The organism is Rossellomorea sp. NPDC071047 (assembly GCF_050270195.1).
In the GTDB taxonomy this organism is placed as follows: Bacteria; Bacillota; Bacilli; order Bacillales; family Bacillaceae_B; genus Rossellomorea.
This window is the reverse complement of sequence record NZ_JBNNJT010000004.1, coordinates 317617-344615: the sequence shown is the minus strand read 5'-3', so window position 1 is coordinate 344615 and position 26999 is coordinate 317617. Positions and strand designations below refer to the sequence as shown.

Here is a 26999-nt window from a genome sequence, read left to right as displayed (position 1 = left end):
TCATCAAAAAATCATATGAGCAATCGCAACAATGACAAGTAAAGTCAAGAATGTACGCTGTAAGAAGATGATCACTAAGTCCTTGAAATCAACCGGGATCTTAGAACCTAGTAACAGTCCACCAACTTCAGACATGTAGATCAATTGTGTTACAGATAAACAAGCAATCACAAAGCGTGTCAGCTCACTTTCAATTCCAGATCCAAAGATGGCTGGAAGGAACATATCGGCAAAGCCGACAAGGATCGATTGAGACGCTTCTGCTGCCTCTGGAATTTGAAGTAGCTCCAGTAAGGGAATAAGCGGCATACCGATATATTCGAAGAACTTTGTATTCTCGGCTACGATCAGCGCCGTTGTACCGATCGCCATAACAATTGGTGCAACCCCCATCCACATATCCAACACATTCTTCATTCCATCAGCGAAAAACTTAGAAGTACTATTGTTATTCTTCGCTTGAACAAGAGCTTGCTCGTATCCATATCCTACGCGGCTATAACCTTCTGGAATGACTTCCATCGTATTCTTGCCTTCTTGATCATTATAGTAAGTGTCAGGCTTACGGGATAATGGCGGGATTCGTGGTAGCACGATCGCGGCGATAATTCCTGAAATTGCTACTGTTATATAGAAAGGAATGAAGTATTTTCCGAGACCAACCTCAGAAATGACGACTAAACTGAAGGTAATGGATACAACAGAGAATGTCGTACCGATGATCGCTGCTTCCTTCTTCGTATAGTATCCTTCTTCATATTGCTTACTTGTCAGTAGCACACCGATTGTTCCGTCTCCTAACCAGGAAGCTAAACAATCGATGGAAGAACGTCCGGGCAAACCGAATACGGGACGCATCACTTTCGTTAAGAGAGCACCGAATAATTCAAGTAGACCGAAATTCAATAATAAAGGTAGAAAAAGTCCGGCAAATAAAAATACAGAGAATAGAATAGTGAGAAGTCCATCCGGATTTAATAGAAGTCCCCCCGTTGCGTCTGACCAGACCCATTCAGGCCCTAATTTAAATAGAGTCATGATCGCAAACACAGCACCCAGTACTCTGACAAAGACCCAAACAGGTCTTACATCGAACAGGCTTGTGAAAAACGGAGATTTTTCAATGAAAGCCGGGCGTACGAACTTAGTGATAAAAGTCCCTAATACGGTAAGGATGATTAAACCTGTCATGATCGCAGGTACATAGCTTCCAATCCAATCCTGCAGTAGTCCTGAAAGGATGGCGATTGGTATCGTGATTCCGTCTTCCTGTGGAATCGGAACCATAAAAAGAAAAATTCCCAACAGGGAAGGAATGATAAATCGTAAATGACTTGTTAATGTAAAGCGATGTTGTCGATTCATAAATTCACCTCAGATGTAGTTATAACGGAAAATGAAACATTATTCATTCTAATGCATACATATAAATTTGTCCATAAGAAGTTCCCACAAGGGAGATTATGCATTACCTAGCTGTTTTTCCCAAACGGTGTGAAAGTGAAACATTAAATTTTGAATGGTCGATCAAGTAAATGAATGTATACAAAGAAGAAAGCGCTATCTTTCAGTACCTCTCTATTTTACTAAAATTTTTAAAAATTTCAATTATAAGCTGAAAAACATTTTTATTTCTCGCATTTCGAGTAAAAGTCTGATGTTTGGGGGAATTATTACCTAAAAAAATTAATTAATTTTTTTGATAATGAGGTTTAAGTAGTATGAAAGAGGGTATAAAGAATTCATACCTTGGTAAGTCAGGAGTTGTAATCGATGACATCTTTAACGATACTTACGGAAGAACAATTGGCTAATGTCTATCAATTAGCACAGGAAGAAGGATTAGAAGAAGAATTTATTGAGATGTTAGAAGGGGAGCTGGAAAGAAGGGAAATCGCTCGATAGGACCAAGAAAAAAACAATGAAACTCCATACATAACGGCTGATCTCTTCCCGGGGGGGTCAGCCTATTTTTATTGTAATAAGCCAAAAATGCCTTAGAGAGTCTAAAGGCAAAGTCTAAACACTCTAAGGCACTTTTTGTTTTTTTTATAGGCTCTTTTCGTAAAGTTTGTTGCTATTGTAGAGGAGAAAGTAATAGTTGATTTCCGCTCCAGGATGCTCGCTTTCCGCGGGGCTGGCGGTGAGCCTCCTCGGCTGCGCCTCCGGGGTCTCACCTGTCCAGCTATTCCCGCAGGAGTCGATCATCCTTCCGCTCCAATCAACTTTCTGAGCATGAATCCTTAATGGAAATCAATAATAACAAGAATTTTAGCAAGCAATCTCACTAAAGGTAAATAGAGATGAAATTTCATTTTAAGGAAGAAGAATTAATTTTTTCTATTTATTTTTTTTCTTGCACACCTTGAAGCTCTGTCATGAAAAAACTGTTAAAGATGGTGAGGGGAACTGCGCAGACTCCTGCGGAAGTACGGTCGTGCCGAGACCCCGGAAGCGAAGCTGAGGAGGCTCGGCCGAACGTCCGCGGAAAGCGGAGCAGTTCCCCTCACCATCCAGCATAAACCTGGTTGACAGAGCCTGGCAGATTCTATGCTAGAAAACAACAATCTTTGCTAAAAGAGCCATTTTATAAGAATAGTAATCCAAGGGAAATGACGACTCCACTAATGACAAGGATAATGACGCAGTAACCCATAATATCTTTCGCTTTTAATCCTGCAATCGCTAAAGCAGGCAATGCCCAGAACGGCTGGATCAGATTGGTCCAGGCGTCTCCCCACGCGACAGCCATAGCGGTCTTAGCTACAGAAGCATCCAGTGTTTGGGCGGCATCAAGCATAATAGGAGCCTGGACTGCCCACTGTCCTCCCCCGGAAGGAACAAAGAAGTTCACGATCCCGGCGCTGAGGAAGGCGAAGAAATAAAAGGTCACATCATTTGAAATCGATACAAAAGCCTCGGACATGACGACAGCAAGACCAGATGCGGTCATCATTCCCATGATTCCTGCGTAGAATGGGAATTGAATGACAATCCCGCTCGCGCCTTTGATCGCTTCCTGAACAGCCGCAAGAAAGCGCTTCGGCGTCCCGTGAAAGAGAATGCCCAGGAATAAGAATAAAAAGTTGACGATATCTAAATTGAGGGCGAAACCGTTTTGAACAAAATATGAAAATAGGAACGCAATCCCGAGAACGGCAACAATGATGGATAAAATCATACTGTTTTCGAGACGCTCGGCAGGTGTCAATGCCCCTTTTTCAAGAGTGGCGGCAGTTTCATTGAAGATTTCAGGGTCTACGGTTACCGTCTCTTCTTTAGATGGCATCAGCATTCTGTTGATGATGGGAAGAACAACAAATAGAGCTAAAACAATCAGAACATTGAACGTAGCGAAGATCGTCTCACTTGTCGGGATGACTCCGATCATATCCTGGAATGGATGATCGGCTGTTGCAATGGATAACGGTATGGAACCCGAGAACCCTGCGTGCCAGACAATAAATCCGGAATAAGCACTGGCAATCAGCAATCGGTAATCGACACCTTTCACCCGTTTTGCCAACTCTTTCGCAAATAATGCCCCGATTACAAGCCCAAATCCCCAGTTGATCCAGCTGGCAATCATCGAAACGACAGTCACAATGACAATCGCGGAACCAGGTGACTTCGCAAATGAGGCCAGGAAACCAAGGAACCGTTTAAACAATGGACTGCTTGCCAGTACATACCCCGTAACAAGCACAAGGACCATCTGCATGGAAAAGGCAAGCAGACTCCAGAATCCGTTACCCCAATACTGAACCATTTCGAGGCTTGAACTTTCAGTGAAAATAAGACCAAATCCAAATACGGCCAGTGTTAAAATGACAACAAATAAAAATGGATCAGGCAGATAGCGTTGCATGATTTTGTTCGATAATGATATAAGTGCTTTCATCTTTTCATCCCCCTTATTTAATACACACCCTTTCTATTCTTCTATAATGATATATGAAAACCCTTTCAACATATGAAAATGATGTCCAAATCAAAAAACGCCTGACTCATTTTAAAGAGATCAGGCGCTTAAGCTTATTTCTTTATGGGTCGGGACGCTTCCTTCTTTTCTTTGCGCAGAAGTCTAAATAACGTCACACACATCAAGACAAGGATGACAGTGAATGGTAATGCAGAGACGAGAGAGGCGGTTTGTAAGCCTTCCAGTCCACTGGACACCAGTAAAACGGCGGCAATGGCGGCAATGAGCACCCCCCAGACGATTTTCACTATCATAGGAGGGTTCAAGCTTCCCTCCGTCGTCATACTGCTTAAAATATAAGTCGCTGAATCAGCAGATGTAATTAAAAAGGTAAAGATCAACAAGATGGAGATAACCGACAGGATCATGGTAAAGGGAAGTTCCCCATACGTTGAAAATAATGCACTCGTGACATCTTTGTTGACCCCTTCAGCAATGGAAGTACCATTAAATAAATCCAGGTGAAGAGCTGTTCCCCCAAAGACGGCAATCCACATAAGGGCAATCAGTGGAGGCACCACAAGGACTCCTATGATAAACTCCCTTATCGTTCTACCTCTTGATACCCTGGCGATAAAAGCACCTACAAATGGAGACCAGGCGATGGCCCATGCCCAATAGAAAATTGTCCAATCCTGTACCCATGTTCCTCCCTGATACGGCGTCAGACGTAAACTGTAGCGGATGAAGTTGGAAATATAGTCACCGATTCCAAGAGTGAATGTGTTTAATATAAAGACGGTCGGCCCGACGATGAATACAAATAGCATCAAGAAGAGCGCCAAGGATAAATTTACATTACTGAGCCATTTAATCCCTTTATCCAGGCCGGTTGTGGAAGATGCTAAATAAAGGATAAGCAGAATGAACACAATCAATAGTTGGGAAAGGGTGTTGTTACCCACTCCAAATACGGAGCTTAACCCCCCGTTTATTTGGAGAATCCCTAATCCCAATGAAGTCGCAACCCCCATGACGGTTGCGATGACAGCAAGGATATCGATGGTATTCTTAATCCCATTCACCCTCTTTTGTCGACCGATCATGGGAGAAAGAGAGGTGGAAACCAGACCATTCTCCCCTTTTCTAAATTGAAAGTAGGCAATGATCAATCCGACAATCGTAAAGACAGACCATTGACTGACCCCCCAATGGAAAAAGGAATAACCCATTGCAAGTCGGGCTGCTTCTTCCGTTTGCGGCTCTACACCTGGAATGGGGGTTTCAAAGAAATGACTCATCGGTTCAGCAATCCCCCAGAACACAAGTCCGATTCCAAACCCGGCTGAGAATAACATGCCAATCCAGGTGAAGAAAGGATATTGCGGTCGTTCATCATCCTTTCCCAATCGTATCTTCCCGTATTTACTTACCATAAGAAAAAATAGAAATAATACAAAGAAAAACACGGCAGCAAGATAAAACCATCCAAACGAATAGGTAGTGAAACCAAAGGCTGCATTTGCCCCTTTAGCAAAAAGTTTTGGAAAAGCAGCCCCAAACACAACCAAGATGGACACAATAATAGCTGAAATCCAAAACACTTTGTTTAAATATGTACGATTACCCATGAATAACCCTCCTGACATAGTAGACGAACGTCTTCTATATTTTCATACCCTAAATCTACAGGGTTATTCATTAGCAGGAGGTGGTTCAGTATAACTCGGGAAATGTTTCATGATACAATGGGTAAAATTATGAACATTAACAACAGGAAGGTGTCTACTTATGATTACATGTATCGCAACGGATATGGACGGAACGCTTTTAAATGAAAAACAGGAAATCAGCGAAGCCAACAAACAGGCTATCCTGGATGCGCAGCAGCAAGGAATAGAAGTCGTTGTTGCAACAGGGAGATCATATGAAGAAGCCCGCTATGTCATACAGGAGGCCGGCATCTCATGTGATATCGTTTGTGCCAATGGAGCAGAGATTCGAAATAAAAAGGGTGAAATCGTCTATCAGGCAGGCATTGAATCAGCACAAGCGAAAAAAATTGCAGCTGTCTTAAACGAAACCGGTATTTACTTTGAAATCTATACAGATCAGGGAACATACACCGAAAATTATGAAATGGGCGTTGAGTTGATTGTCGATATTTTCACGACAGCCAACCCTGAAGTATCAGAAGAGCAGGTGAGAAAAGCAGCCAAGGAACGATTTGATAAAGGTCATATCAAATTAGTAGAAGATTACGGGGTACTGTTCGAGGATGCTTCCCAACTTGTTTACAAATTCCTTGTTTTCTCATTTGATGAAAAGAAATTAACAGAAGCGAACGAAAAATTAAACCAAGTAACTGGCATCGCCATCAGCTCATCGGGTAAAGAAAACATTGAAGTGAATAGCCTTGAAGCACAAAAAGGAGTGGCTCTTCAAAAGCTTTTGAACGACAAAGGCCTTTCAGCAGAAAATGCCATGGCAATGGGTGATAACCTTAACGACCTATCCATGATGAAAGCTGTGGGAAGACCGGTGGCCATGGGGAATGCCCTGGATCAGATAAAAGAATTCTGTCCATTCATCACGGCAACAAACCGGGAAGACGGTGTCGCAAAAGCGATTCAGGAAGCTCTTCAACAGACGGCAAACTCATGAGAAAGTATTCCGTTGTCCATACTGGTTAAAAAAAGTGAATAAGGAGCTTGAATAAATGAGAAACCGAATCAGAAGTCGTTCGTTCTTATTCGTCATTGGTCTTAGCTTGCTGCTTAGTGCCTGCTCAATGGGACAGCCAGATGAACAACAGGAAGAAAGTGAATCCGTCAGTAAACCTAGTGTCGAAAGCAGCGTGGTCGCACAGAATCTCTCCATTCCCTGGTCGATTCAAAAGCTGGATGATGTATTCTACATCACCCAAAGGACCGGGGATATCATTGAAATAAAGGATGGCAGGAAAAGCGTTGTGAAAACCAATCTTTCAGAGCCATTATCCAACCGCCCTGAAGCGGGTTTACTGGGATTTGTGCTTCATCCCGACTTCAAGACCAATCAGAAGGCATATGCTTACTACACGTATGATGAATCAGGAGATCCATTCAACCGTGTCGTAGTATTGAAACGGACGGAAAATCAATGGAGCGAGGAAAAACTGTTGCTGGACAGAATCCCAAGCGGTCAATACCACCATGGTGGACGGTTGGAAATCGGTCCGGATACCAAGCTCTACATCACGGCAGGGGATGCCACTCAACAGGATAAGGCCCAGGACCTCTCCTTTCTTGGAGGGAAAATTCTTCGGATGAACTTGGATGGTGGAATACCAAAAGACAACCCATTTAAGAATTCTTACGTCTACAGTTACGGTCATCGTAATCCTCAGGGACTTGCATGGAACAAAGCTGGAGAGCTATATGAAACAGAGCACGGACCGAACGGATATGATGAAGTGAACCGTATCGAAGCCGGCAGCAATTATGGATGGCCGAAGATTACCGGGGATGAAAAGGAAGAGTCATTGATTTCTCCTCTCGCTCACTCCGGGGAACCTTCATGGGCCCCATCAGGAGCAGATTTTTGGAATGAAGATTTAGTGTTTGCTTCTCTCGCAGGTCAAAGTGTGAAGCGATTCGACCCTGAAACCGGCAAAGTATCGGACTTGCTGACAGGATTTGGTCGTATTCGGGACGTGCTTGTGGAAGGTGACACTCTTTACTTTGTATCGAATAACACGGACGGACGCGGGATCCCCCGGGAGAATGATGATAAATTGTATGGGGTTGATTTGAAATCATTGACGATTGAAGAATAAGATAGGAATACTTTCCTTAGCTTTGAGCCGGGTAGGTATTTTCGCAAAAAAATAACACGCTAAAGAGCGTGTTTATGAATTCTTATTCTCATCATTGTCTTTATATTTCAGAATAGCGATCACAAACATCCCAAAGCTGAGCATCAGAGATAATACTTCAAATGTATTCATGGATACATCGCCTCCTTACTCTAATGCTTCCCTGATCCAGGATTGTCCTATACGCTTCAAAAAATAAAAAAACATGAAACCACTGAAGTATAGGTTTCATGTTTTTTTGTCTTTATCTTGTTAAAACATCCAGTACATTTGACAGAAATACATCCTCATCGATGGCAACGGCAATCCGTGAACAGCCTGTCCCAAAGCAGTCTGTACTTCCCGGTCTGAAATCCGCGATGCTCAATCCGTTGGCATAGTTTTCTTCATGCTGTACGCGGATCGCCCTCTTCTCATAAGTGAACAGCCCATCGATGGCCGCGGCAGCCATGACGGCAGAGAGATCATGCTGTGGAGTCCCGGCTATGCCCGGCTCAAGCTGCTGATACGCTTCGTAATAAAAGTCCAGGATGGGTTTGATGGTCTGATCCAATGGGGTCCTTGCCCTGGAATGGATGAAATTCACTTGAGCAGGTGTTATAAGGGCCAACCTTGTGACATTCAGCGGGATCACTGTCAGATTCGGAGCATTTCTGCACACAATGTCCGCTGCCACTGCATCCCCATAAAAGTTTGCCTCTGCTACTTCTGTTACATTTCCCGGAACAAAAAATGCCCCTCCCATGATATAGGTTTCCTTCACCAGTGACATGACGTCAGGGCTCAAGAGCCAGGCGATGGCAAGGGATGTACACCTCCCCACACCAACAATCGTGAGTTCCCCGGGATTCTTCTTGATCAGTTGGAATAGCTTACTGAAATTGGTTTTGTTCCCATATCGTTCTTCGGGAATTGGAGGGGAGAGGGGACCAAGCCCTTCCACACCATGAATATCCGGGAAAAACTCGGGTTCCTCCCCATTAAGTGGCCGGGTGCTCCCCGCAATGACGGGAATTCCTTTTTGGCCAGCTAATTTCAGTAGATATGTTGCATTCCTATAGCTTTTGTTCCGGTCTGTATTACCGAATCCACTGACAATACCCACGACTTCGATGTTTGGGTCTTTCAAGGCATAGATCAGCGCAATCGCATCATCTATACCGGTATCTGAAAATAGAATGATTTTTTTAATAGAAAACACCTCCTAATATCATATATGTAGGAGGTGCGAAGATTGCTTGTTGTAATCACTAGATTCATCGATTTATTTGTTGGAGTCTGGTAAAAAGAACAATACTTAGCGATAGAAAAGTGAAAGTGATCCAATGCTGATGGTTCATCAAGAGGAGGGTCAAGCTGACGCAGCTCAGGAATATGGCAGCCCATCCCCCGATTATCTTAATCAATTCATATACCATCCGTCTATTTCCCATTATCATTAAACGATTTTGAAAGAGCATGAATGGCGAGTTCTAGCTGTTCCAACTTTTTCTCAAGTTTCACTAATAGAAAGAGTGTGACGGCAATGGGAAATCCGAAATTACCAAGTAATTGAACAAAAACCGAATAATCCATTAGTGCTCCTCCTTTATAGGGCAGGCTGGCCTGCTAGAGATTCAGTGCCTTCCCGATGCCTGATGCTATTGCGTTAGAAATTCCCGTGAGGAAGGTAGGGTCTTTTAAGAGATTGGTATCATTCACACTATCGATAAAGAGATTTTCAAGTAAAATCGCAGGCATGGCCGTTTCTCTCAATACGGCGAAGTTCGCTTCCTTTTGACCTCGGTCCCTTAATCCAAATCCAGTGAGGAACTTCATGACTTCTCCGTGCAGGACGTCCTGGCGTCTTCCTGTTTCCGAAGAGCTTGTACCGGGATAGATAAAGCTTTCAAATCCGGTGCCTCCACCTGCATTATGATGAAGGGAGACGAAGTAAGATGCTCCTAAGTTATTGGCGAAATCAGCCCGCTCCGACAGCTCTATAAAGACATCCGTTTCTCTGGTTAAACGCACATCAACGATATAATTTGCCTCCAATAATTGCTTCACCTTCAATCCGATCGTCAGGGTAAGATTCTTTTCCTGAAGTCCGTTTCCAATAGCGCCAGGGTCTGTTCCCCCGTGGCCGGGATCAAGTACGATGATTGGCATATGTTTTTCCCCCCTTTTCTTCTTAAGCCCAGTAATACGACCCGGCACCATACGGGTATTCGACCCGGCTGTCATTATGAACGAAGGTAGAATATTTGATTATCCCGCTGAAGCCGCATGTTTTAGCAACTTCCGCAACTTGGGCCGGTGTCTTTCCTGAGGGATCTACATCTGCTGCGATACCGTACGTATGCATACTGTTAGAGGCACCGCCGACATTTCGGTTATGTGTGATGCTTCTGAATCCGGAATTAATGACAACGGGTGGATTCCCCAGTTTTTTTCGAAGGGCCTCGAGCTTGTACATCAGTCTTCGTACATTCTCTCTTACCTGTGTCGAGCCGGTATTCCCTCCAGAGAAGCCGCTTCCGTCCTTTGAATAGAATTCACTGAATGCAAAGTTGACCGTCGATCCATCGCTGTCTTCTAGACTATTCAACAGGTTATGGGTTTGCGGTCCTGCAATTCCATCAGCAGAAAGACCGTACGCACTTTGGAATCGTTTGACAGCTGCTTCCGTTCCGGGTCCGAATGCCCCATCCACCGATACATAGGTTTTCGAAGGGGAACTTGCCGCCCAGCCGGCAACGCGGATTTGAAGTTCCAGTACATCGCTTCCTGAATCACCTTGTCGTAACGTTCGTGTCCAATTCATTCAACATCTCTCCCTTTATGGTTATAGGCAAAAGGATGAAGCGGAAGAAAGACCATCTCAATCTCTCTCACTCTTTGTTGTTTGCCTTACACTGTATAAAGAAGAGTTCTAAGGGAAAAAGACAACCTGCAGTCAAACATTTATTAAAAAGAAATACAGACAAAAAAAGGACAAGCGCCACAGGTTTGTGAGCACTTGTCCTATCTTTATTGTTCATTTATATCAAATAACCTTGGTACTTTTTCTAGTGAGTAATCCCGGACATACCGGATCAATTTGATCTTTAACTCCTGTTCGAGATCATCCCTATTTTCGACCCGGGTAAGATACAAGGATTTCTTGATCTTCGGTTCAAACGTCCGGATGACCTTCGTTTCATATTCCGAGTTGCCCTTCGCTTCTTTTATTAGATCATATAGAATTCCCATAGATTATGATTCTCCTTTTTCTAGAATGGATTTTAATAAGCGTAAAGCTTTTCGATGAGTTTTGGAGATCGCTTGTTGTGATACGCTCAGCATTCTTGCGATTTCAGTATCAGATAATTCCTGCACATAGGCTAAATCCAGGATATGCTTCTGTTTGTCGGTCAACGTTTTATAAGCCTGCAAGAGTTCTTCGTTCTCCACGCATTCCATTAAAGTCGAATAATTGGTAAAAAGCGCAATATCCGATGCCGGATCCGGAACAAGATCGACATACGATCCACCATCTTCATCCGCCTGGTTATCCAAGGTCAGAGGATGTCGTTCGCTATACTTTCTTGTATGTTTGTCAAAGTTCACACTGTGAAAATAAAGGGATGAACTGACGTAAGAGGTAAACCGGATATCAAAATAATGGGCTTTAAAAGCTTCGTTTAAACGTTCTTCCCTACATGCACTGGGGTGACGTAAAAAATTTTCGACTAACTTCTGGTTATCCGATTGACTGATAAAGGACTCAACGGCTTTATTCTGTTTGAGATGAGGATAATGACGATAAAATTCACTGACTAATGAATCCATTTTTTTCACCACCAATAGAACGTATGTTCGGTTTTAAAGTAAAAAAAAGAGGAGAAAGATCTCTCAGCTTTTACTTTATAAAGAAGTGGAAGGGGACCCTTTTCACAACCCTCTTCACTAATATCGTTCCATAGTACTATCTATTAAACCATATATTACAGAATGAAGTAAGTGATGAATGCACTAATTTTGCCTATTTATCCCTTATTAGCTGCAATTCTGATTTTAAAAAGGGGTTAGAGGGTATTTTATATAATATAGTATACAATGGTTCATTCTCTTTGAAAGGGAAGTGATGACGTGAGTGGTAAATGGATGTTCGCATTTCTTTTGGTGCCCTTATTACTGAATGGATGTACTGCAGACGGTCAGAGGAACGATCAAGATTCTACTGAAGTCAACTCTGATGTACCTGATGAAGAAACCGAACAGCCAGCAAACAAGATAGACGTTCTGGCTAACGATGAAAAGATTATAGAAATGTTAAAGAAGACCGGAGTCATATCGGAGGACGCCTCACATGAAGAGATTGAAAAAGCCCTTCAAAAATATCTCCAAGATAAAAACAGTGACCTGCTGAACAATGAAAAAGAAAAGAAAAAATATATTGAGGAGATCAAAAAGAAAATTCAAGAGGGCAGCTAGAAACCTAGAATGGGTTAACCGGGGCAAGGATAAAAATCCTTGCCCGTTCTTTGTTCAACCAAGGATCAGCGCATGACGCTTCCCCCTGAAATTTTGACCGATTCCCCGACAATGTTTTCGGCTGCATCACTTAATAGATAAACAATCGTATTTGCCACTTCAGTAGGGGAGGTAAGCCGTCCAGAAGGAATACTGTCTTTCGCGATCTCCAGTTGCTCCTCATACCTTCTGCCTTCACGTTCGCCTTTTGATTTTATTGCGCTTCTCCCCATATCGGTATCTACATAACCCGGGCAAATGGCATTTACTCTTACGTTGTGTTCAATCGCCTCATGGGCAAAGGATTGAGTGAATCCGATTACAGCAAACTTAGATGCACTGTATGCGCTGTTGCCATGAGTCCCTCTCAATCCTGACAGGGAAGAGATATTGACGATGGAACCACTTTTTTTATCTTTCATTTGGTTATAGACGGCCTGTGAGAGCTGGACCAGTGAGAAGTAGTTTAACTCCATGATATTTCTCAGGTCTTCCTCGGATAGACCCTCGACCATATCACCGCCGCCTATCCCGGCTGAGTTCACGAGACCAGTGATGGGGCCATGCTGGTTTCTCGCGGCTGATAGAAGATTTTTGCGATCTTCAGTGTTGGTAAGATCCGCTCTATATATGAAGACCTTGTCTGATTCCCGGCATTCATTTTTCAGTTGCTTCAGCTTCTCTTCATTTCTACCTGTAATCGTCACCCTGGCGCCTGCCTCGACGGCTATTTTCGCCGTTTCATACCCGATGCCGCCTGTCGCGCCTGTGATGAGGATATGCTGGTCTTTCAATGTGTTTTCGTGGAAAAGGAAACTCATTTTTTTTTACCTCCTAATGATGTATAGTAGGTTTTACCCGTTTGGGGAGGAGGAAAACAGGTGAAGATGAGGTGGGCTGTCGGTTTTGAAAATAAATTCTATGTTTTAAAAATAAATGGTGAAGAATTGAAAATAAAAATGTAAATTTGAAAATAAGTAGGGTGAAATTGAAAATAAAACCCTCATTCATGAGCAAGACGAATGAAAATCTGCTTCCAGTATCCATTTTCAGTCCCAATGGTCACTTTACAGCCAAAAAAAAGAACCCCAAATCTCTCATTTGGAGTCCTTTCTACACGTTTATCCCTTACCAATTCCATTCACAATCATCTGCACCGTCATGTCGATCTCCTTCTCGTCATCCCAATCGGCTTCAGGAAGGAAGAGGTACCGAACAAGCAGCAATCCGAAGATACTCGTGGCCGAAAATCGCACGACAGTGTATGAAGGCAGGTCAATGATCTGTCCCTTTTCTTTATAATGATCGACTAGCCTCACGAATTTCTCGATCACTTTTTCAGCGATATGCTCTTTGAATTGTTCCTTCAGCTCAGGATGAAAAGGGATTTCCTGTATCAAAATCTTAAATGCCGTCATATTCTCTTTCAAAAACTCCTGCCTATTCAAAATCATTGCTTTCAGGAAATCTTCATACCGATCATACTTCGCATCGAGCACTTTATTGAGATCCCGGATCACAAATGGAGCGATCAGCTTGGCCATCGTAGGGGATACAATCGAAAGAAGCAGGTCCTTCTTCGTTTTGTAATGCCGGAAGATGGTTCCTTCTGCGACGCCGGCTTTTTTTGCGATTTGACTGGTAGAGGTGGAAGCGTAGCCTTTTTCTGCAAACATTTCAATGGCTGCCTCCACGATTTTCTGTTGCTTTTCAGTCAGTGTTTCTTCTTGATCAAACAGCTGTTTAAATATATTCTTTTCCTCAGTCATGCTTTAAACCCCTAACTTGTCGTTCATTACTTACCTATATTTTACGGTATTTTCTGAGGGCTGCAACATTGAGAACGATAAAGAGTAGAGAAAACCCAATCAATACCGATAAGTTAAAAAGCAAATCCTCAAACGCAAATCCCCGAATCATCACATCTCTTAAAGCATCCGCAGCATAATAAAGAGGGGTGATTGGACCGATCCAGCTCAGCCATTCAGAGATTGTATCTAAATTGAATAACCCTGAAAAGAATATCTGTGGTACGACCACAATCGGAATGAACTGCATCATCTGTAATTCATTCTTGGCAAAAGCCGATAGCAATATCCCAAGCGTCAAGGCCGTGAATGATAATGAAACAATGATGATCAATACATTGAAAAAGCTTCCTTCCATCATCATATCCAAAACATAGATGGCATACCAGGAAATCAAGGAAGCCTGAAGGAGGGTGACGATACCGAAACCAAGGACATAGCTTACGACCATTTCCCAAATCTTGATGGGGGAAGCAAGCAACCTCTCAAGTGTGCCTGTCGTTCTCTCTCTCAGGAAAGATACCCCGCTGATCAAAAAGACAAAGAAGAAGACGAAAAAACCCAGAAGGACTGGTCCAAAGGAGTCAAACATCTCCATGTCCCCGCTTCCGTACACGTACTCAATCTGATCTGATAGCTTTTGAGAGTCGTCGGGAAACAACGATTGAATTTTTTTCATCACAGCCCCGTTGACAGTGGGGTCACTTCCTTCGATGACAATTGAAGGGGAAGTAGAGCTCTCGAATGATATATAGCCATCCAGCTCACCATTTTTAATATCTTTCATGGCCTTATCGGGACTCGCATAAGATTGAAACTCCTTCGTATCGAATTTCGCTTCCAGTTGCTGTGGAAGATCGACAATCGCCACCTTTGCATCGTAATCCTCAGAGTTAAATACGAGCGAAAGCATACTGAGTATCAATAATGGAGCTAAGAACATCAGAGCCAATGTTCGTTTGTCCCTGAGGAGCTGTTGAAGAATCCGAATGACAAAACCCCTAATCCGCAATGGAAACACCTCCATTTTTCAAAAATACCTCTTCAATCGAAGTTACCCCATACGTTTCTTTAATGGCATCAGGCGTATCGCTTGAAATGATTTCGCCATGCTGCAGGAGGCCCAAACGGTCACATCTTTCTGCTTCATCCATCACATGGGTTGTAATGATAAGGCTTCTGCCTTCTTCCTTAAGACGGTGAAAGCTATCCCATATTTCCTTTCTTAAAACGGGGTCGATCCCGACAGTCGGTTCATCTAAAAATAAGACTTCGGGATCATGTAAGAGGGCAATTGCAAGGGACAGTCTTCTTTTCATGCCTCCTGAATACTGATGAACAGGCTTATTAAGGTGAGCGAGAAGGTCGACGGTTGTCATCACTTTCTCAATTTGTTCGTTTCGTTCCGTTTTCCTTAATCCATAAAGAGATGCCATGAAAGATAAATTTTCCTTCGCAGTCAGCTCATCATATAGGGCATCTGATTGAGCCATATATCCGATGGTTGGGTACATCTCTTTTGCCTTCAGCTTGTTCCCTTTGAAGGTTACACTCCCTGTCGAAGGGGTTTCGAGACCGATCATTAGCTTGATCAAAGTCGTCTTGCCCGAGCCAGACGGGCCCAATAATCCATAGATATTTCCTCTCGGGATGTTAAGAGATACATTTTTTAACACTTCTTGAGAGCCGAATGACTTGGACAGCCCGTTCAATTGGATGATGGAATTCAATTGAATCACACCTTTCGAATGTTAGTAAGTGATTACTCACTCCTAATATAAAGTATGCCGAGTAATTTGTAAAGTGAGTAATCACTCACTCTCTGGTTATATTTATTCTATTCACAAAACGATCCCTTAGAAGAGCACAAGAAAAAAAGAGCTTGAGCAAAGCCCAAACTCATTTTAAAATCATTATTCTACTGTGTCATTTTCCCATTGATAACTCCAGAATCGCTCAACGGTCACCCATTTTAATGCTTCAGGGTCATTTTGCTGAATGCCTTTTTCTAAATCCTTGAGCATCCATGCTGTTTGGGAGATATGTGCCTTCATGGCATCAATTTTTTGATCTTTAACCGGTGTGATATCAACAAGGATATCAGGCTGTCCTAACGCTTCTTCGCAATTCTTGGAGAAGGCAAGGCAATGGAGCTTCGGTCTTGATGCTTTCGGAAGGCGTCGAACGGCACGAACGACGGCTCTTGCTGTTGCTTCGTGATCCGGGTGAACGGAGTAGTCCGGATAGAAGGTGATGATGAGTGATGGGTTCAATTCTTCAATTAGCTCAGTCACCATGTTGGACAGCTTTTCATCATTTTCAAATTCAAGGGTTTTATCCCGGTATCCCATCATGCGTAAATCCTGTATTCCCATCACATCGGCCGCTTTTTGCAGTTCTTTTTTACGAATCAGTGGAAGCGACTCTCTTGTTGCGAAGGGTGGGTTCCCCAAGTTTCTTCCCATTTCCCCTAATGTGAGGCAGGCGTAGGTTACGGGTGTTCCATTATTCACGTGAGTGGAAATGGTTCCTGACACACCAAATGCTTCATCATCGGGGTGGGGAAAGATGACAAGTACTTGTCTTTCTTTTTCCATTTTGACCTCTCCTTTTATATAGATTCAAGTGGTTTAGTTGAAAGGTGTAGGGCTGATTTCAAGGGCTACGGCCAGTTTCCCGTCGGCACCATGACCTGCAAGTAACAGGCGACCCTGTTCATCGAACTCATAATGAGTCAGGCCTTCAGCATAAATCCAGCCGATTTCAATTTTCAAACCGACACGGTAAGGTCCGTCCCCGATGATCTTCCCGTGCTCATAGTTGACTTTCGCGTTGCGGATATAGGCTCCGGCCGAAAAGAAGCCCTCATTGAAGTGAGACGCATAGGCTCCGTTGGTGGTTTCTAAATGTATATAAACGTCCTGACGTGCAAGCTGGGTAATGATTCCTTGCACATCAGCAATCTTGATTGGTTCCATTCTTTTTCCTCCTTAAATACAGAAAAGACTCTTAACCATTATGTACTATCTTACTAAAATTCATGAATGAATGCGAAAAGTATGATTGGGGGAGGGACGTGCTTTTTGGAAGGTCCGTCCCTCAAAAAAAGTGCCAGGCACGAGATCATTCATTCGTGCCTGGCACAAGCCGGTGATTATTTTTCAAGACGATTGTAAGCCCCGTGCATAACTGGTCCTACGTATTCGTTCAGTTTGAATCCGTGTTTGATGGCTGCCGTTACGAAGGTTTTCGCGTTTTGTACAGCTTCTTTCACGTCTTGTCCATTTGCAAGGTTAGAAGTGATGGCTGCTGCAAAGGTACAGCCAGCACCGTGGTTATACGTCGTTGCTACTTTCTCTTCTTCGAGGAGAGTAAAGTCGTTTCCGTCATAGAATAGATCAAGGGCTTTGTCATGTTGCAATTGCTTTCCGCCCTTGATGACAACATTTTTCGCCCCAAGGTCGTGAATTTTCTTTGCGGCTTCCTTCATTTCATCAATGGTTTTGATCGGGCCTGACCCGGCAAGCTGTCCTGCTTCGAACAGGTTAGGAGTAACAACGGTAGCGCGCTTGAGCAAATGCTCCCTCATGGCATCCGTTGTTTCAGGGTTTAATACTTCATCTTCGCCCTTACATACCATTACAGGGTCGATGACGACTTTATCCAATCCGAATGCATCGATTTTCTTCGCTGCAAGCTCAATGATCTCGACTGTACCAAGCATGCCTGTTTTCATTGCGTCGATTCCGACAGAAAGAACCGTTTCCAGTTGTGCTTCCAATGTATCAATGGATAATGGATGAACCTGGTGGTGCCAATGGTTGTTCGGATCCATCGTAACAACCGTTGTAAGAGCCGTCATGCCATACACGCCATGCTCCTGGAATGTTTTAAGATCAGCTTGGATCCCGGCTCCACCGCTTGTATCGGATCCAGCGATCGTCAGGGTTTTTTTCAATGTCATAGTTGCATTCCTCCTAAGAAAGTCACTCGTTATAATTGTAAAAGTCTGACTAAAGAATATAATAACGGACGGGTAAATACAAATTCTTTTGGCTATTACAAAAAAAGACGCCGGGAATGATATCCTCGACGCCTTTTTGGATTGGATGAATCGTTAAAGCTTAGAATGGTTTCGCATCATTACTTGTTGCTTCTTTGGAAGCGACGATGACAAGCTTTCCTTTATCTAGTTCTTCTTCATAGACATCTGCTTCTGCCTGGTTCATCCCCACTGACTTCATTTTCGAACGTAATTCATCTCCGCGGCTGTTGAATAGGTTACTCATGGATTCAATGATTCCTTGTTCTTTTATACCGGTTGATTCTGTATGGGTTGCTTCTGTGATATGTTCAGAACGATGTTTGTCATGGGCGAACACATAGATTTCATCTTTAGAATAACCTTCACTTGTAAACATTTCAATTTCTCTTTTCGCTTCCACCACATTTTCAGCAGTTTGAACTTTATACATAATTATTACCTCCACTTTTCATTTAATGTCTTGTCCTTTCTTTTCCCGGTTGTACAAAAATAAAACTTTCCATAATATAGAAATGCTTTTGAGAGAATAATTGTTTCCAAGATTCTACATTATTTCCTATAATAGAAGAGAGGAAGGTGAAGCATTTGACAAATCAATACAAGAAAATACAAGAAATTGAAGCACTTTTAGCAGATTTGAAAGCGAGTGAAAGAGAAACCGGTGCCTCTTTGGCGTTTGAAAATAGAAGCAGTAGACGTTTTCCGGCTTGGAAATTAACAACATCCATTCTGTCCTTTTGGAAACATAGAGTGTTGTTGATTCTCCTTCTTTTCATCCTATTAGTTGGAGGAGTATCCATAGGGGTCTATTCGTTGTTATCCGGATCCACCTTTACAGAGGAGAAGGGGGCGTTTGTCGAACGGATTCAAGAGATGAGTTCCCTGGCCACGGCTCAAGGGTTTATAAAGGCCGTCATCGAGCAGGAGGATAATCAATTATTCGGGAAAGACATCAATACGGATATACCCGGGACAAAACGTAAGCTTCTGATGGTGGTCCCTGGAACCGTCCTGGCAGGAGTTGATTTACAGGGAATCGATGAAGACGATATTGTAGTTGATGAAGAGAAGAAAGAAATTCAATTAACCCTGCCACGTGCTGAGATTCTCCAAGACCCTTCCATTGATACTGAGAACATTAAGACCTTCTCCGTAGAAGGGATTTTCAGAAATGATGTGGATTGGAACGAAGGGTTTGCTCTTGCGGAAGTGGCAAAGGACCAAATCAGTCAGGAGGCGGTTGAGCAAGGGTTGCTTCAAGCCGCGGAAAAAAACGCAGAGAAATCGTTGAAGGGTTTCTTTGTGCAATTGGGCTACGACATTACGATTCAATTTCAGGACTAGAAAGGATGTCTAACAGTGACAAAGATTTTCCAAAACGATTGGGCAGACATTCTGGAAGGTGAACTTCAGAGGGAGTACTATCAGACCTTGAGAGAATGGCTTAAAGGGGAATATGAAACGAACACGACGTATCCTTCCATGCATGACATCTATAATGCTTTTCATTACACAGCATACGAAGATGTGAAGGTTGTATTGCTTGGACAAGATCCGTATCATGGACCGAATCAGGCAGAAGGTTTAAGCTTTTCGGTCAAAAAAGGAGTCAAGATCCCGCCGTCGTTACGAAATATGTACAAAGAGCTTCAGGATGATATCGGATGTCCGATTCCTGCCCATGGATCACTTGTAAAATGGGCAGAGCAGGGTGTCCTGCTGTTAAATACCGTCTTAACCGTACAAGATGGGAAGGCACACTCCCACCGTGGAAAAGGGTGGGAACCATTCACGGATCATGTCATCTCGATCCTCAATGAACGAGAGAAGCCGATGGTGTTTATTTTATGGGGGAAACCTGCTCAGTCGAAGCAGGCCCTCATCGATTCTTCCAAGCACTATATCGTGACGGCTCCTCATCCGAGTCCTTTATCTGCACACCGGGGTTTCTTTGGAAGTAAACCATATTCACAAACAAATGAGTTTTTACGGAAACAAGGGATAAACGAGATTGACTGGTGTATCGAATAACCGAATGTTTCACGTGAAACAGTGTATAGCCCCTCGTATGTGGAGGGGTTTATTTTGTAGAAGGGGGGCGCCAAATGATAAATGAGAAGCGTATCAACTGCTTTCAATGTCAATATTTTTATACAACTTGGGAACAGGCTCATCCCCGTGGGTGTAAAGGCTACGGGTTCAAAACGAAAGCCATGCCTTCACTGGTGGTTTTCCAATCCTCAGGAAGTCCCTGCATGAAATTCAAGCCTAAAGTGAAATGACGACGAGAAGATATTTGCGAAATCCTTCATTTAGAATTAGGATAGTGATGTAGGTACAACAGAGGAAGTACATATTGTATGTAATCACGTACGGAAAGACTTGTGGAAGGAGTCATCAATTGTGAATATCCCACATCAATCATTAATAAAGAAAATGGAACATGAGCTCGGAAAAGCAAAATCAGCCGAAAAGTCACAGCAAATCCGTGAGCATGTGTATTCAATAAAGGCTCTATGTGAAGTTTTGTTAGAGGAAAACCACGGGGCAGCTACTGCAGCACCTTCGTTTCAACCTCAACAAACAATGCCATATTTACAGGAATCACAACCGAGTCAGAAGCCTGTCACCATCCAGAAAGAAGAGCCTATGGAAACGGATGACGGAGCGAATGGAAATTCATTATTCGACTTTTAATCACTAAGTGAACGAAAGAACAGGAGGGCCATCATGAAAACATTTATCATTATCGGAGCTATCAACGCCTTTTTATCAGTCGCTTTAGGAGCTTTCGGTGCCCACGCATTGGAAGGGAAAATCTCACAGAAGTATATTGATATTTGGAATACCGGAGTTCTCTATCAGATGTTTCACGCCATCGGAATCATCATTGTCGGGGTACTGATGGGGAATGTGACACCAACCTCATTACTGTCCTGGTCCGGCTGGCTGATGCTGATCGGAACGATTTTATTCTCAGGAAGCCTATATGTACTGAGCCTGTCCGGAATTAAGGTACTTGGAGCAATCACACCACTTGGCGGCGTCAGTTTCTTGGCAGCATGGGTGCTTCTGATTGTCTTTGCAGCGAAAACGTTATAAAAAAGATACCCTGACAGAAAAAATCTTCCTGTCAGGGTATTTTTTTTATCGCTGGGAATAACTTTGCATAGAGCCTCCAGCTCCATACGGATATTCATATTCAATTTCTTCATCAAATGTAATGTAGTCTAAGTAAATCATTGGGATGAGGTATCTGGTCCCCGTTTGTGGATCACTAAGGATAAGGTGATCCCGGCCAGCGGCTTCAATGATTCCTTTGAAAACCTTCGCATTCCATTCCTTATTGTTTTCAAACGTAGTGTAAACAGTCGCTACTTTTCCTTTGTTCAAGCGAAGAATATTCTCGATATACGATTCTTCAATCGGCAGCATCCCCTGAATGTTTTGAGTAGGGGCTGGAGCATTCGTCGGTGAAGGTACCTGGAAACCTCCACCACCTTGCTGTTGGGGATAATACTGTTGACCCTGAACTTGCCCTCCTCCGTAATACTGACCATATGGATTATACCCTTGCATATACGGGTTTGATTGTTGATTCGCCAAACCGAATACCTCCTTTTAATAAAGTTAGAATACTTTCGGACAGTCTCTTTGAGCAGGCTGATGGAAACAACGGGACTTCAAGAAGTTTCACTTCCTTCTCGTGATAAGGAATAACAGCCACCTCACTTTAGAAGATGCTATATATCTCACTATTTCATGTCTATGTAAGGGGAGAAAAATATATTCGTTCGTTTTGTGAATGAGGGAGACGAACTTTTTTTATAAAAGTTCTTTTCGTAAACATTGTGTCTTTGCATAATTTCCCAAAAATGAATTTCTGTTTTAGATGAGGGGTAGTGTGAAAATAGGGACCGCTACTTTCCGCTCCAGGCACTTGCTTTCCGCGGGGAGGAAGTCGAGCCTCCTCGACGTTCCGTCTGTGGGGTCTCGACCTTTCCTCTATTGCCCGCAGGAGTCAAGTGCCTTCCGCTACAATCCACTCTGTGCTTCTCCTAATGACAGGTGGCCAAAACAAAAAAAGCTCCTATTGTAGAAATATTGAGCGTTTGTTCCCCCAATAACTATCTACAAAGAAGTAATAGAAAATTTTATGTTAACTCATAAATAGAGGTATCCTTGAACTATCTTTCAAATGAACCAAACAATGCTTCCACCGAAAATGAACTCATTTAAAGAGAGCAGTAGACCGTTTTCTATATTAAGCTCTGTCATGAATTTTTTTATGGATGGTGAGGGGAACTGCGTAGACTCCTGCGGAAGTACGGACGTGCCGAGACCCCGGAAGCGAAGCTGAGGAGGCTCGGCCGAACGTCCGCGGAAAGCGAAGCAGTTCCCCTCACCATCCAACACACGCTTGTTGACAGAGCTCCAGGCAGGTCTTATGTTACAAAACAACCATCTGAAAAGAGCCTAAAAAAACGACAAGCCACAAGGACTTGTCGTTTATCAGTATATTTAGTTCACGTGAAGGAATTTTGCAATTCCTTCTTCTTTTAATAGGTTACCTACATAGAAGGTACCGAATTCGCCGTAGCGTGCACTTACTTCATCAAAACGCATTTCGTATACAAGCTTTTTGAATTGAAGGACGTCGTCAGCAAATAGGGTCACACCCCACTCGTAATCATCAAAACCAACAGAACCTGTGATGATCTGTTTGACCTTGCCTGCGTATTGGCGGCCGATCATTCCATGACTTCTCATCATGTCGCGACGCTCTTCCATCGGCAGCATGTACCAGTTATCATTTCCCTGGCGACGCTTGTCCATCGGATAGAAACAGATATGATTCGCTTTCGGAAGGATCGGGTAGATGCGCTCCTGTACATATGGATTATCATAAGGATCACCCTCAGATGGCATATAGTTGCCAAGTTCCACTACAGAAACATAAGAGTATGTCGGAATCGTGAATTCAGCGATCTTCAGCTTGTTGAATTCATTTTCCAGCTCATTTAATTCTTCCATTGTAGGACGAAGGATCATCAGCATGAAGTCTGCTTTTTGACCAACGATCGTGTAAAGAGCGTGACTTCCTTCTTTCGCATCCTGCGTGCTGTTTAACTTATCTAAGAAACGGTGGAATTCAGAAATCGCCGAGGATCTTTCTTCACTCGGAAGCATCTTCCAGGACGTCCAATCCATCGCGCGAAAATCATGCAGGGAATACCAACCATCTAACGTTTGTGCCGGTTCTGCCATCGTAATCACTCCTTAAAGTACTTTTTCCAACTTTACTATATCATAGTTTGGCCCTGGAGTAAGAATACAAAACCCAATGTCGTTAAAATGGCACAAATGGTGGATAGGCAAGGGATATCTGGAACACACTATCCTCGTAGATTATTACATGGGCTTAGGGTTGTAGAAGAAAGGGTAATAGGAAATAGGAATTATTAGAAAACAAAGACTTTTTCTGTGAAACCGATATCATTTCTCCTTTTCCTTGAATTCCTATATGAGAAGAGTATTCTAAGATTGGATATGTATAAATCAAGGAGGTTCCTCTATTGAGCAACTTATTTACAACATTAACTGATAAAGTAAAAGGTAAAGAGTTAAAAATCGTTTTCCCTGAAGGTACAGACGAGCGTATTCTAACAGCAGCCTCCCGTTTAGCGGGGGACGGCATCTTGACGCCGATCGTAGTCGGAAACGTGGACGAAGTCAATGCAAAAGCCGACCAGCTAGGTGTGAAGCTTGCCGGTTGTGACGTTGTAGACCCGGCATCATTCTCTGGAATGGACGAGCTTGTGAAGGCATTCGTAGAGCGCCGTAAAGGAAAAGCTTCAGAAGAAGATGCGAAAAGAATCCTCTTAGACGGAAACTATTTCGGAACGATGTTTGTATACACAGGCAAAGCTCACGGTCTCGTAAGTGGAGCGGCTCATTCGACAGCTGATACGGTACGCCCGGCTCTTCAAATCATCAAAACAAAAGAAGGCGTCCGCAAAACGTCCGGTGTCTTCATCATGGTACGTGAAGAAGAGAAGTATGTATTCGCAGACTGTGCGATCAATATTTCACCTGACAGCCAGGATCTTGCTGAAATCGCAATCGAAAGTGCGAAAACAGCTGAAATGTTTGACATCGATCCACGAGTGGCAATGCTAAGCTTCTCTACAAAAGGTTCGGCTAAATCACCGGAAACGGAAAAAGTGGTTGAAGCCGTTTCGGTTGCAAAAGAAAAAGCACCGGAATTGACTGTCGACGGTGAATTCCAATTCGATGCAGCATTCGTTCCATCTGTTGCAGAGAAAAAAGCACCGGGTGCCGACATCCAGGGTAATGCGAACGTATTCGTATTCCCGAGCCTTGAAGCAGGGAACATCGGATACAAAATCGCCCAACGCCTAGGAAACTTCGAAGCAGTAGGCCCGATCCTTCAAGGATTGAATGCACCTGTGAACGATCTTTCACGTGGCTGTAACGAGGAAGATGTGTACAAGCTGGCGCTGATTACGGCTGCTCAGGCTCTGTAATTTTATAGATGCTGTGAAAGAAGCCGGAACCTTTAGGGGTTCGGCTTTTTTTCGTATGTGTGTGCCCCTTTGGTGCTTGGCATTTTGTGATATAATGAGTTCGCATGTTGTAAGTGAAGGAGAAGCGTTATGGATAAGGAAAAAGCGTATGCACTGCTTCGTCAAGATAGATGGAGAGTGATTGATCAATCTAGCTTGGGACCGATGTTCGGGGCCCTTCAGTCGTTTGCCATGGATGATACGTTGTGCACGGCAGTTGGAGCAGCTCAGTCAGACCCGACGGCACGCTCATGGGTTCACCATCAAACGGTCGTACTGGGCATTCAGGATACAAAGTTGCCGTTTCTTTCTGATGGCTTGAAAGTATTGGAAGAAGAAGGCTATCAATATATTGTAAGAAACTCCGGAGGCCTTGCCGTTGTATTGGATGAAGGAGTATTGAATCTATCATTGGTTTTCCCCGATTCTGAAAAAGGAATCGATATTAACCGTGGCTATGATGCCATGTGGTTGCTTGTTGAGGATATGTTCAAGGACTTTGATGTGAAGATCGAGGCGAAGGAGATCACGCAGTCCTACTGTCCTGGAAGTTATGATTTGAGTATCAATGATCAGAAATTTGCGGGTATTTCTCAACGAAGGATTCGAAATGGGGTAGCCGTACAGGTGTACCTCTGCGTCAATGGAAGTGGTGCTGGACGAGCGAAGCTGATTCAGCGTTTATATGAGACAGGGTTGAAGGATGGAACGACGAAGTTCACATTTCCTGTTATTGATCCTGAAGTGATGGCCTCTTTATCGGAGCTGCTTGGAGTCGAATTATCGATTCAAGATGTGATGCTCAGGTTCCTGCAGTCGTTGAAAGGATTCAGCGGTGAATTTTATAGCAGTGCCCTTCAAGGGGAAGAGTACGGAATGTATGAAATGTATTATCAGAGAGTCGTTGATCGGAATGAGAAGTTTTTAGGATAGAAAGATAAGCTGGACTTCGATTGGTTTGGAGTCCGGCTTTTTTGGTTTTGTGGGAAATGGTTAATAATGGTAAAATACGCATAAAATAAAAAAACGACGCAATAACCTCTCATTTTGACGCATAAAAAGAAAAAATGACGCATAAATCAAAAAAACGACGCAATTACGACTCCTCTCTACTACTTTCCAAGCACCAATTCCTATCGTGAGAACAATTTTTAGCGTGTGAGCCTTATTTTCATCTGAAAAGGTCTTAAAGTAACTGTATTTTTACAAAAAAATAAATCTTTTGCATTCTTTTAGTTTTGTAGAAAAAGGTTTGTTCATACATTCACAAGCTCTTCGGAACCCCTTTATACTCTAAAGCCTTCCTACAATCCCTACCTCTAAACCATCAACAAGGCACTATACTGTCACAACCCAACTAAAAAAACCAGCACGCCCAAAGGCGCACTGGTTGGGAACAACATTATTCAGCTACTTTTTCTAGATTGCCGTTACGATCCATTTTGAAACGTGGGGCTTTGGCATCGTCTTCATCGAATAGAACAAGCTTTCTGGCACGGTTCATGATTTGCATAAGTGTCTCGTAGTCTTCCTGCATCGTGACGGAATTGTTTTCAAGAGCTTTGACTTTCTTTTCAAGCTCGCTGTTTTCTTTTCTGATTTCAGCGATTTCCTGCTTCAATCTCTGATTCTCAATTTTTACATAGTCGGAATTCATGTTGGTGTGAGCCAGATTTTGCAGGAAGGCAATGACTTTCTCGAGTGTCACTTCACCTTTTAATCCTGAAGGCTTCACCACATGGTTAGCGGCAGGCGCCTGCTGTGTGACGTAGGCGGGTTCCTCGCTTGCTTCCATTTCGTATTTCGGGGCTTCTTCTTCGGAGTCTTTCCCCAGCTGTTCCGTTTCCGGCACATAGTTCTCGTACTCAGCGAATTCCATTTCTTCTTCGGCTTCAGACATTGATAGAGACATAGCATCTAAATCTTCGAATGAAGGCGTTGGTGGCTGATACAATAGCTTTTTCTTGCCGCCCTGATCTTTACCGAGGATGCGGTGGCGCTGTTTGCGTTGTTTTTTTGCTAGTTGAAGAGCTTTCTCATATTGGTGACGCACCACTGCGTTCCAGCGGAATCCGCATGCGGCAGATGTGCGGTTCAGTTTGTCCCCGACTTCTTCAAAGGCATTTAATTGTGTGCTGCCTTCCCGTACATGACGTAGGACCGTTTCTGCCAATAATAAATCATTTTCTTCCGTCCAGGCATCCTGTCTAGTTTTCATCATCATTTCATCTCAACTCCCATAGTTTTCTTAAATGATTCGTTGGTTAAAGGATGGACAGTTTTA

At 43.2% G+C, this 26999-nt stretch carries 32 protein-coding genes; 11 read left to right on the top strand and 21 right to left on the bottom strand.

Going from position 1 to position 26999, the window contains the following annotated elements; genetic code table 11:
* Window positions 1-3 precede the first annotated feature (3 nt).
* Window positions 4-1365, bottom strand: a complete 1362-nt coding sequence (locus ACQKFO_RS15955) for a YjiH family protein (protein WP_427599909.1) — start codon at window positions 1363-1365, stop codon at window positions 4-6.
* A 408-nt stretch (window positions 1366-1773) separates the two neighbouring features.
* Between ACQKFO_RS15955 and sda the strand changes: the two genes are divergently transcribed.
* Complete coding sequence (gene sda / locus ACQKFO_RS15950) at window positions 1774-1905, top strand: sporulation histidine kinase inhibitor Sda (protein ID WP_113969300.1); 132 nt, start codon at window positions 1774-1776, stop codon at window positions 1903-1905.
* Window positions 1906-2587: 682 nt separating this feature from the next.
* Here the strand turns inward: sda and ACQKFO_RS15945 are convergent.
* Entirely contained in the window at window positions 2588-3901 is a 1314-nt protein-coding gene (locus ACQKFO_RS15945; RefSeq protein ID WP_427599908.1) for a short-chain fatty acid transporter, read from the bottom strand.
* Between the two features lie 134 nt (window positions 3902-4035).
* Entirely contained in the window at window positions 4036-5553 is a 1518-nt protein-coding gene (locus ACQKFO_RS15940) for a BCCT family transporter (RefSeq protein ID WP_427599907.1), read from the bottom strand.
* A 160-nt stretch (window positions 5554-5713) separates the two neighbouring features.
* Between ACQKFO_RS15940 and ACQKFO_RS15935 the strand changes: the two genes are divergently transcribed.
* Together ACQKFO_RS15935 and ACQKFO_RS15930 are read left to right on the top strand one after the other, a co-directional pair.
* Window positions 5714-6586, top strand: coding sequence for a Cof-type HAD-IIB family hydrolase (locus ACQKFO_RS15935; protein WP_427599906.1), 873 nt, complete (start codon window positions 5714-5716; stop codon window positions 6584-6586).
* Window positions 6587-6641: 55 nt separating this feature from the next.
* Entirely contained in the window at window positions 6642-7739 is a 1098-nt protein-coding gene (locus tag ACQKFO_RS15930; RefSeq protein ID WP_427599905.1) for a PQQ-dependent sugar dehydrogenase, read from the top strand.
* Window positions 7740-7811: 72 nt separating this feature from the next.
* On the opposite strand, the gene ACQKFO_RS15925 is transcribed toward ACQKFO_RS15930, so the two are convergent.
* The 7 genes from ACQKFO_RS15925 to ACQKFO_RS15895 form a co-directional block, all read right to left on the bottom strand.
* Window positions 7812-7910 (bottom strand): putative holin-like toxin, encoded by a 99-nt coding sequence (locus tag ACQKFO_RS15925; protein WP_220154059.1) that lies wholly within the window; start codon window positions 7908-7910, stop codon window positions 7812-7814.
* Window positions 7911-8022: 112 nt separating this feature from the next.
* The gene (locus tag ACQKFO_RS15920; protein WP_427599904.1) at window positions 8023-8979 is read right to left on the bottom strand and encodes a nucleoside hydrolase; all 957 of its coding nucleotides are present in this window, start codon (window positions 8977-8979) and stop codon (window positions 8023-8025) included.
* Between the two features lie 221 nt (window positions 8980-9200).
* The gene (locus tag ACQKFO_RS15915; RefSeq protein WP_148970640.1) at window positions 9201-9353 is read right to left on the bottom strand and encodes a YvrJ family protein; all 153 of its coding nucleotides are present in this window, start codon (window positions 9351-9353) and stop codon (window positions 9201-9203) included.
* A gap of 33 nt (window positions 9354-9386) precedes the next feature.
* A complete protein-coding gene (locus tag ACQKFO_RS15910; protein ID WP_427599903.1) occupies window positions 9387-9929 on the bottom strand; it encodes an N-acetylmuramoyl-L-alanine amidase family protein in 543 nt (180 codons plus the stop codon).
* A 22-nt stretch (window positions 9930-9951) separates the two neighbouring features.
* The gene (locus ACQKFO_RS15905; RefSeq protein WP_148970642.1) at window positions 9952-10584 is read right to left on the bottom strand and encodes a D-Ala-D-Ala carboxypeptidase family metallohydrolase; all 633 of its coding nucleotides are present in this window, start codon (window positions 10582-10584) and stop codon (window positions 9952-9954) included.
* Window positions 10585-10790: 206 nt separating this feature from the next.
* Window positions 10791-11012, bottom strand: coding sequence for a hypothetical protein (locus ACQKFO_RS15900; RefSeq protein ID WP_427599902.1), 222 nt, complete (start codon window positions 11010-11012; stop codon window positions 10791-10793).
* 3 nt (window positions 11013-11015) lie between these two features.
* Window positions 11016-11591, bottom strand: a complete 576-nt coding sequence (locus ACQKFO_RS15895) for a sigma-70 family RNA polymerase sigma factor (protein WP_148996299.1) — start codon at window positions 11589-11591, stop codon at window positions 11016-11018.
* 300 nt (window positions 11592-11891) lie between these two features.
* Here ACQKFO_RS15895 and ACQKFO_RS15890 point away from each other — a divergent pair, with 300 nt between their 5' ends.
* Window positions 11892-12236: a hypothetical protein gene (locus tag ACQKFO_RS15890; protein WP_427599901.1), complete on the top strand. Its 345-nt coding sequence runs from the start codon at window positions 11892-11894 to the stop codon at window positions 12234-12236.
* Window positions 12237-12301: 65 nt separating this feature from the next.
* On the opposite strand, the gene ACQKFO_RS15885 is transcribed toward ACQKFO_RS15890, so the two are convergent.
* The 8 genes from ACQKFO_RS15885 to ACQKFO_RS15850 all read right to left on the bottom strand — a co-directional run bounded on the left by ACQKFO_RS15885 (window position 12302) and on the right by ACQKFO_RS15850 (window position 18558).
* Window positions 12302-13096, bottom strand: coding sequence for an SDR family NAD(P)-dependent oxidoreductase (locus ACQKFO_RS15885; protein WP_427599900.1), 795 nt, complete (start codon window positions 13094-13096; stop codon window positions 12302-12304).
* Between the two features lie 300 nt (window positions 13097-13396).
* Window positions 13397-14044, bottom strand: coding sequence for a TetR/AcrR family transcriptional regulator (locus ACQKFO_RS15880; RefSeq protein WP_427599899.1), 648 nt, complete (start codon window positions 14042-14044; stop codon window positions 13397-13399).
* 34 nt (window positions 14045-14078) lie between these two features.
* Window positions 14079-15095, bottom strand: a complete 1017-nt coding sequence (locus ACQKFO_RS15875; RefSeq protein WP_427599898.1) for an ABC transporter permease — start codon at window positions 15093-15095, stop codon at window positions 14079-14081.
* Window positions 15085-15813: an ABC transporter ATP-binding protein gene (locus ACQKFO_RS15870; protein ID WP_427599897.1), complete on the bottom strand. Its 729-nt coding sequence runs from the start codon at window positions 15811-15813 to the stop codon at window positions 15085-15087. Before ACQKFO_RS15870 ends, ACQKFO_RS15875 begins: the two co-directional genes overlap by 11 nt.
* A 183-nt stretch (window positions 15814-15996) precedes the next feature.
* Window positions 15997-16680 (bottom strand): bacillithiol biosynthesis deacetylase BshB2, encoded by a 684-nt coding sequence (bshB2, locus tag ACQKFO_RS15865; protein ID WP_427599896.1) that lies wholly within the window; start codon window positions 16678-16680, stop codon window positions 15997-15999.
* Window positions 16681-16713: 33 nt separating this feature from the next.
* Window positions 16714-17061 carry a YojF family protein gene (locus ACQKFO_RS15860; RefSeq protein ID WP_427599895.1) on the bottom strand — a complete coding sequence of 116 codons (348 nt, stop codon included), beginning with the start codon at window positions 17059-17061 and terminating at the stop codon, window positions 16714-16716.
* A gap of 176 nt (window positions 17062-17237) precedes the next feature.
* Complete coding sequence (gene pdxK, locus ACQKFO_RS15855; RefSeq protein ID WP_427599894.1) at window positions 17238-18047, bottom strand: pyridoxine/pyridoxal/pyridoxamine kinase; 810 nt, start codon at window positions 18045-18047, stop codon at window positions 17238-17240.
* Between the two features lie 160 nt (window positions 18048-18207).
* Window positions 18208-18558, bottom strand: a complete 351-nt coding sequence (locus ACQKFO_RS15850) for a general stress protein (protein ID WP_427599893.1) — start codon at window positions 18556-18558, stop codon at window positions 18208-18210.
* Between the two features lie 146 nt (window positions 18559-18704).
* Here ACQKFO_RS15850 and ACQKFO_RS15845 point away from each other — a divergent pair, with 146 nt between their 5' ends.
* The 5 genes from ACQKFO_RS15845 (at window position 18705) to ACQKFO_RS15825 (ending at window position 21230) form a co-directional block, all read left to right on the top strand.
* The gene (locus ACQKFO_RS15845; RefSeq protein ID WP_427599892.1) at window positions 18705-19472 is read left to right on the top strand and encodes a DUF4230 domain-containing protein; all 768 of its coding nucleotides are present in this window, start codon (window positions 18705-18707) and stop codon (window positions 19470-19472) included.
* A 15-nt stretch (window positions 19473-19487) separates the two neighbouring features.
* A complete protein-coding gene (locus ACQKFO_RS15840) occupies window positions 19488-20159 on the top strand; it encodes a uracil-DNA glycosylase (protein WP_427599891.1) in 672 nt (223 codons plus the stop codon).
* A gap of 74 nt (window positions 20160-20233) precedes the next feature.
* Complete coding sequence (locus tag ACQKFO_RS15835) at window positions 20234-20410, top strand: uracil-DNA glycosylase (RefSeq protein ID WP_427599890.1); 177 nt, start codon at window positions 20234-20236, stop codon at window positions 20408-20410.
* Window positions 20411-20531: 121 nt separating this feature from the next.
* Window positions 20532-20825 (top strand): YwdI family protein, encoded by a 294-nt coding sequence (locus ACQKFO_RS15830; RefSeq protein ID WP_427599889.1) that lies wholly within the window; start codon window positions 20532-20534, stop codon window positions 20823-20825.
* 33 nt (window positions 20826-20858) lie between these two features.
* A complete protein-coding gene (locus ACQKFO_RS15825; RefSeq protein ID WP_113969283.1) occupies window positions 20859-21230 on the top strand; it encodes a DUF423 domain-containing protein in 372 nt (123 codons plus the stop codon).
* 45 nt (window positions 21231-21275) lie between these two features.
* Here the strand turns inward: ACQKFO_RS15825 and gerQ are convergent, their stop codons facing one another.
* On the bottom strand, window positions 21276-21707 hold the full coding sequence (gene gerQ, locus ACQKFO_RS15820; RefSeq protein WP_427600002.1) for a spore coat protein GerQ: 432 nt from the start codon (window positions 21705-21707) through the stop codon (window positions 21276-21278).
* Between the two features lie 942 nt (window positions 21708-22649).
* Complete coding sequence (hemQ, locus tag ACQKFO_RS15815) at window positions 22650-23396, bottom strand: hydrogen peroxide-dependent heme synthase (RefSeq protein ID WP_427599888.1); 747 nt, start codon at window positions 23394-23396, stop codon at window positions 22650-22652.
* Window positions 23397-23704: 308 nt separating this feature from the next.
* On the opposite strand from hemQ, the gene pta reads away from it, so the two are divergent.
* Together pta and ACQKFO_RS15805 are read left to right on the top strand one after the other, a co-directional pair.
* Window positions 23705-24676 carry a phosphate acetyltransferase gene (gene pta, locus ACQKFO_RS15810; protein ID WP_427599887.1) on the top strand — a complete coding sequence of 324 codons (972 nt, stop codon included), beginning with the start codon at window positions 23705-23707 and terminating at the stop codon, window positions 24674-24676.
* A 129-nt stretch (window positions 24677-24805) separates the two neighbouring features.
* The gene (locus ACQKFO_RS15805; RefSeq protein WP_427599886.1) at window positions 24806-25648 is read left to right on the top strand and encodes a lipoate--protein ligase family protein; all 843 of its coding nucleotides are present in this window, start codon (window positions 24806-24808) and stop codon (window positions 25646-25648) included.
* 469 nt (window positions 25649-26117) lie between these two features.
* Here ACQKFO_RS15805 and ACQKFO_RS15800 read toward each other — a convergent pair whose 3' ends face one another.
* Entirely contained in the window at window positions 26118-26933 is an 816-nt protein-coding gene (locus ACQKFO_RS15800) for an RsfA family transcriptional regulator (protein ID WP_427600001.1), read from the bottom strand.
* Between the last annotated feature and the right edge of the window lie 66 nt (window positions 26934-26999).

Bases quoted from the DNA above. Each gene is read 5' to 3' on its own strand.
- ACQKFO_RS15955 (WP_427599909.1), bottom strand. From the start codon at position 1,365: ATGAATCGACAACATCGCTTTACATTAACAAGTCATTTACGATTTATC.
- sda (WP_113969300.1), top strand. From the start codon at position 1,774: ATGACATCTTTAACGATACTTACGGAAGAACAATTGGCTAATGTCTAT.
- ACQKFO_RS15945 (WP_427599908.1), bottom strand. From the start codon at position 3,901: ATGAAAGCACTTATATCATTATCGAACAAAATCATGCAACGCTATCTG.
- ACQKFO_RS15940 (WP_427599907.1), bottom strand. From the start codon at position 5,553: ATGGGTAATCGTACATATTTAAACAAAGTGTTTTGGATTTCAGCTATT.
- ACQKFO_RS15935 (WP_427599906.1), top strand. From the start codon at position 5,714: ATGATTACATGTATCGCAACGGATATGGACGGAACGCTTTTAAATGAA.
- ACQKFO_RS15930 (WP_427599905.1), top strand. From the start codon at position 6,642: ATGAGAAACCGAATCAGAAGTCGTTCGTTCTTATTCGTCATTGGTCTT.
- ACQKFO_RS15925 (WP_220154059.1), bottom strand. From the start codon at position 7,910: ATGAATACATTTGAAGTATTATCTCTGATGCTCAGCTTTGGGATGTTT.
- ACQKFO_RS15915 (WP_148970640.1), bottom strand. From the start codon at position 9,353: ATGGATTATTCGGTTTTTGTTCAATTACTTGGTAATTTCGGATTTCCC.
- ACQKFO_RS15910 (WP_427599903.1), bottom strand. From the start codon at position 9,929: ATGCCAATCATCGTACTTGATCCCGGCCACGGGGGAACAGACCCTGGC.
- ACQKFO_RS15905 (WP_148970642.1), bottom strand. From the start codon at position 10,584: ATGAATTGGACACGAACGTTACGACAAGGTGATTCAGGAAGCGATGTA.
- ACQKFO_RS15900 (WP_427599902.1), bottom strand. From the start codon at position 11,012: ATGGGAATTCTATATGATCTAATAAAAGAAGCGAAGGGCAACTCGGAA.
- ACQKFO_RS15895 (WP_148996299.1), bottom strand. From the start codon at position 11,591: ATGGATTCATTAGTCAGTGAATTTTATCGTCATTATCCTCATCTCAAA.
- ACQKFO_RS15885 (WP_427599900.1), bottom strand. From the start codon at position 13,096: ATGAGTTTCCTTTTCCACGAAAACACATTGAAAGACCAGCATATCCTC.
- ACQKFO_RS15880 (WP_427599899.1), bottom strand. From the start codon at position 14,044: ATGACTGAGGAAAAGAATATATTTAAACAGCTGTTTGATCAAGAAGAA.
- bshB2 (WP_427599896.1), bottom strand. From the start codon at position 16,680: ATGGAAAAAGAAAGACAAGTACTTGTCATCTTTCCCCACCCCGATGAT.
- ACQKFO_RS15860 (WP_427599895.1), bottom strand. From the start codon at position 17,061: ATGGAACCAATCAAGATTGCTGATGTGCAAGGAATCATTACCCAGCTT.
- pdxK (WP_427599894.1), bottom strand. From the start codon at position 18,047: ATGACATTGAAAAAAACCCTGACGATCGCTGGATCCGATACAAGCGGT.
- ACQKFO_RS15850 (WP_427599893.1), bottom strand. From the start codon at position 18,558: ATGTATAAAGTTCAAACTGCTGAAAATGTGGTGGAAGCGAAAAGAGAA.
- ACQKFO_RS15835 (WP_427599890.1), top strand. From the start codon at position 20,234: ATGATAAATGAGAAGCGTATCAACTGCTTTCAATGTCAATATTTTTAT.
- ACQKFO_RS15825 (WP_113969283.1), top strand. From the start codon at position 20,859: ATGAAAACATTTATCATTATCGGAGCTATCAACGCCTTTTTATCAGTC.
- gerQ (WP_427600002.1), bottom strand. From the start codon at position 21,707: ATGCAAGGGTATAATCCATATGGTCAGTATTACGGAGGAGGGCAAGTT.
- hemQ (WP_427599888.1), bottom strand. From the start codon at position 23,396: ATGGCAGAACCGGCACAAACGTTAGATGGTTGGTATTCCCTGCATGAT.
- ACQKFO_RS15805 (WP_427599886.1), top strand. From the start codon at position 24,806: ATGGATAAGGAAAAAGCGTATGCACTGCTTCGTCAAGATAGATGGAGA.
- ACQKFO_RS15800 (WP_427600001.1), bottom strand. From the start codon at position 26,933: ATGAAAACTAGACAGGATGCCTGGACGGAAGAAAATGATTTATTATTG.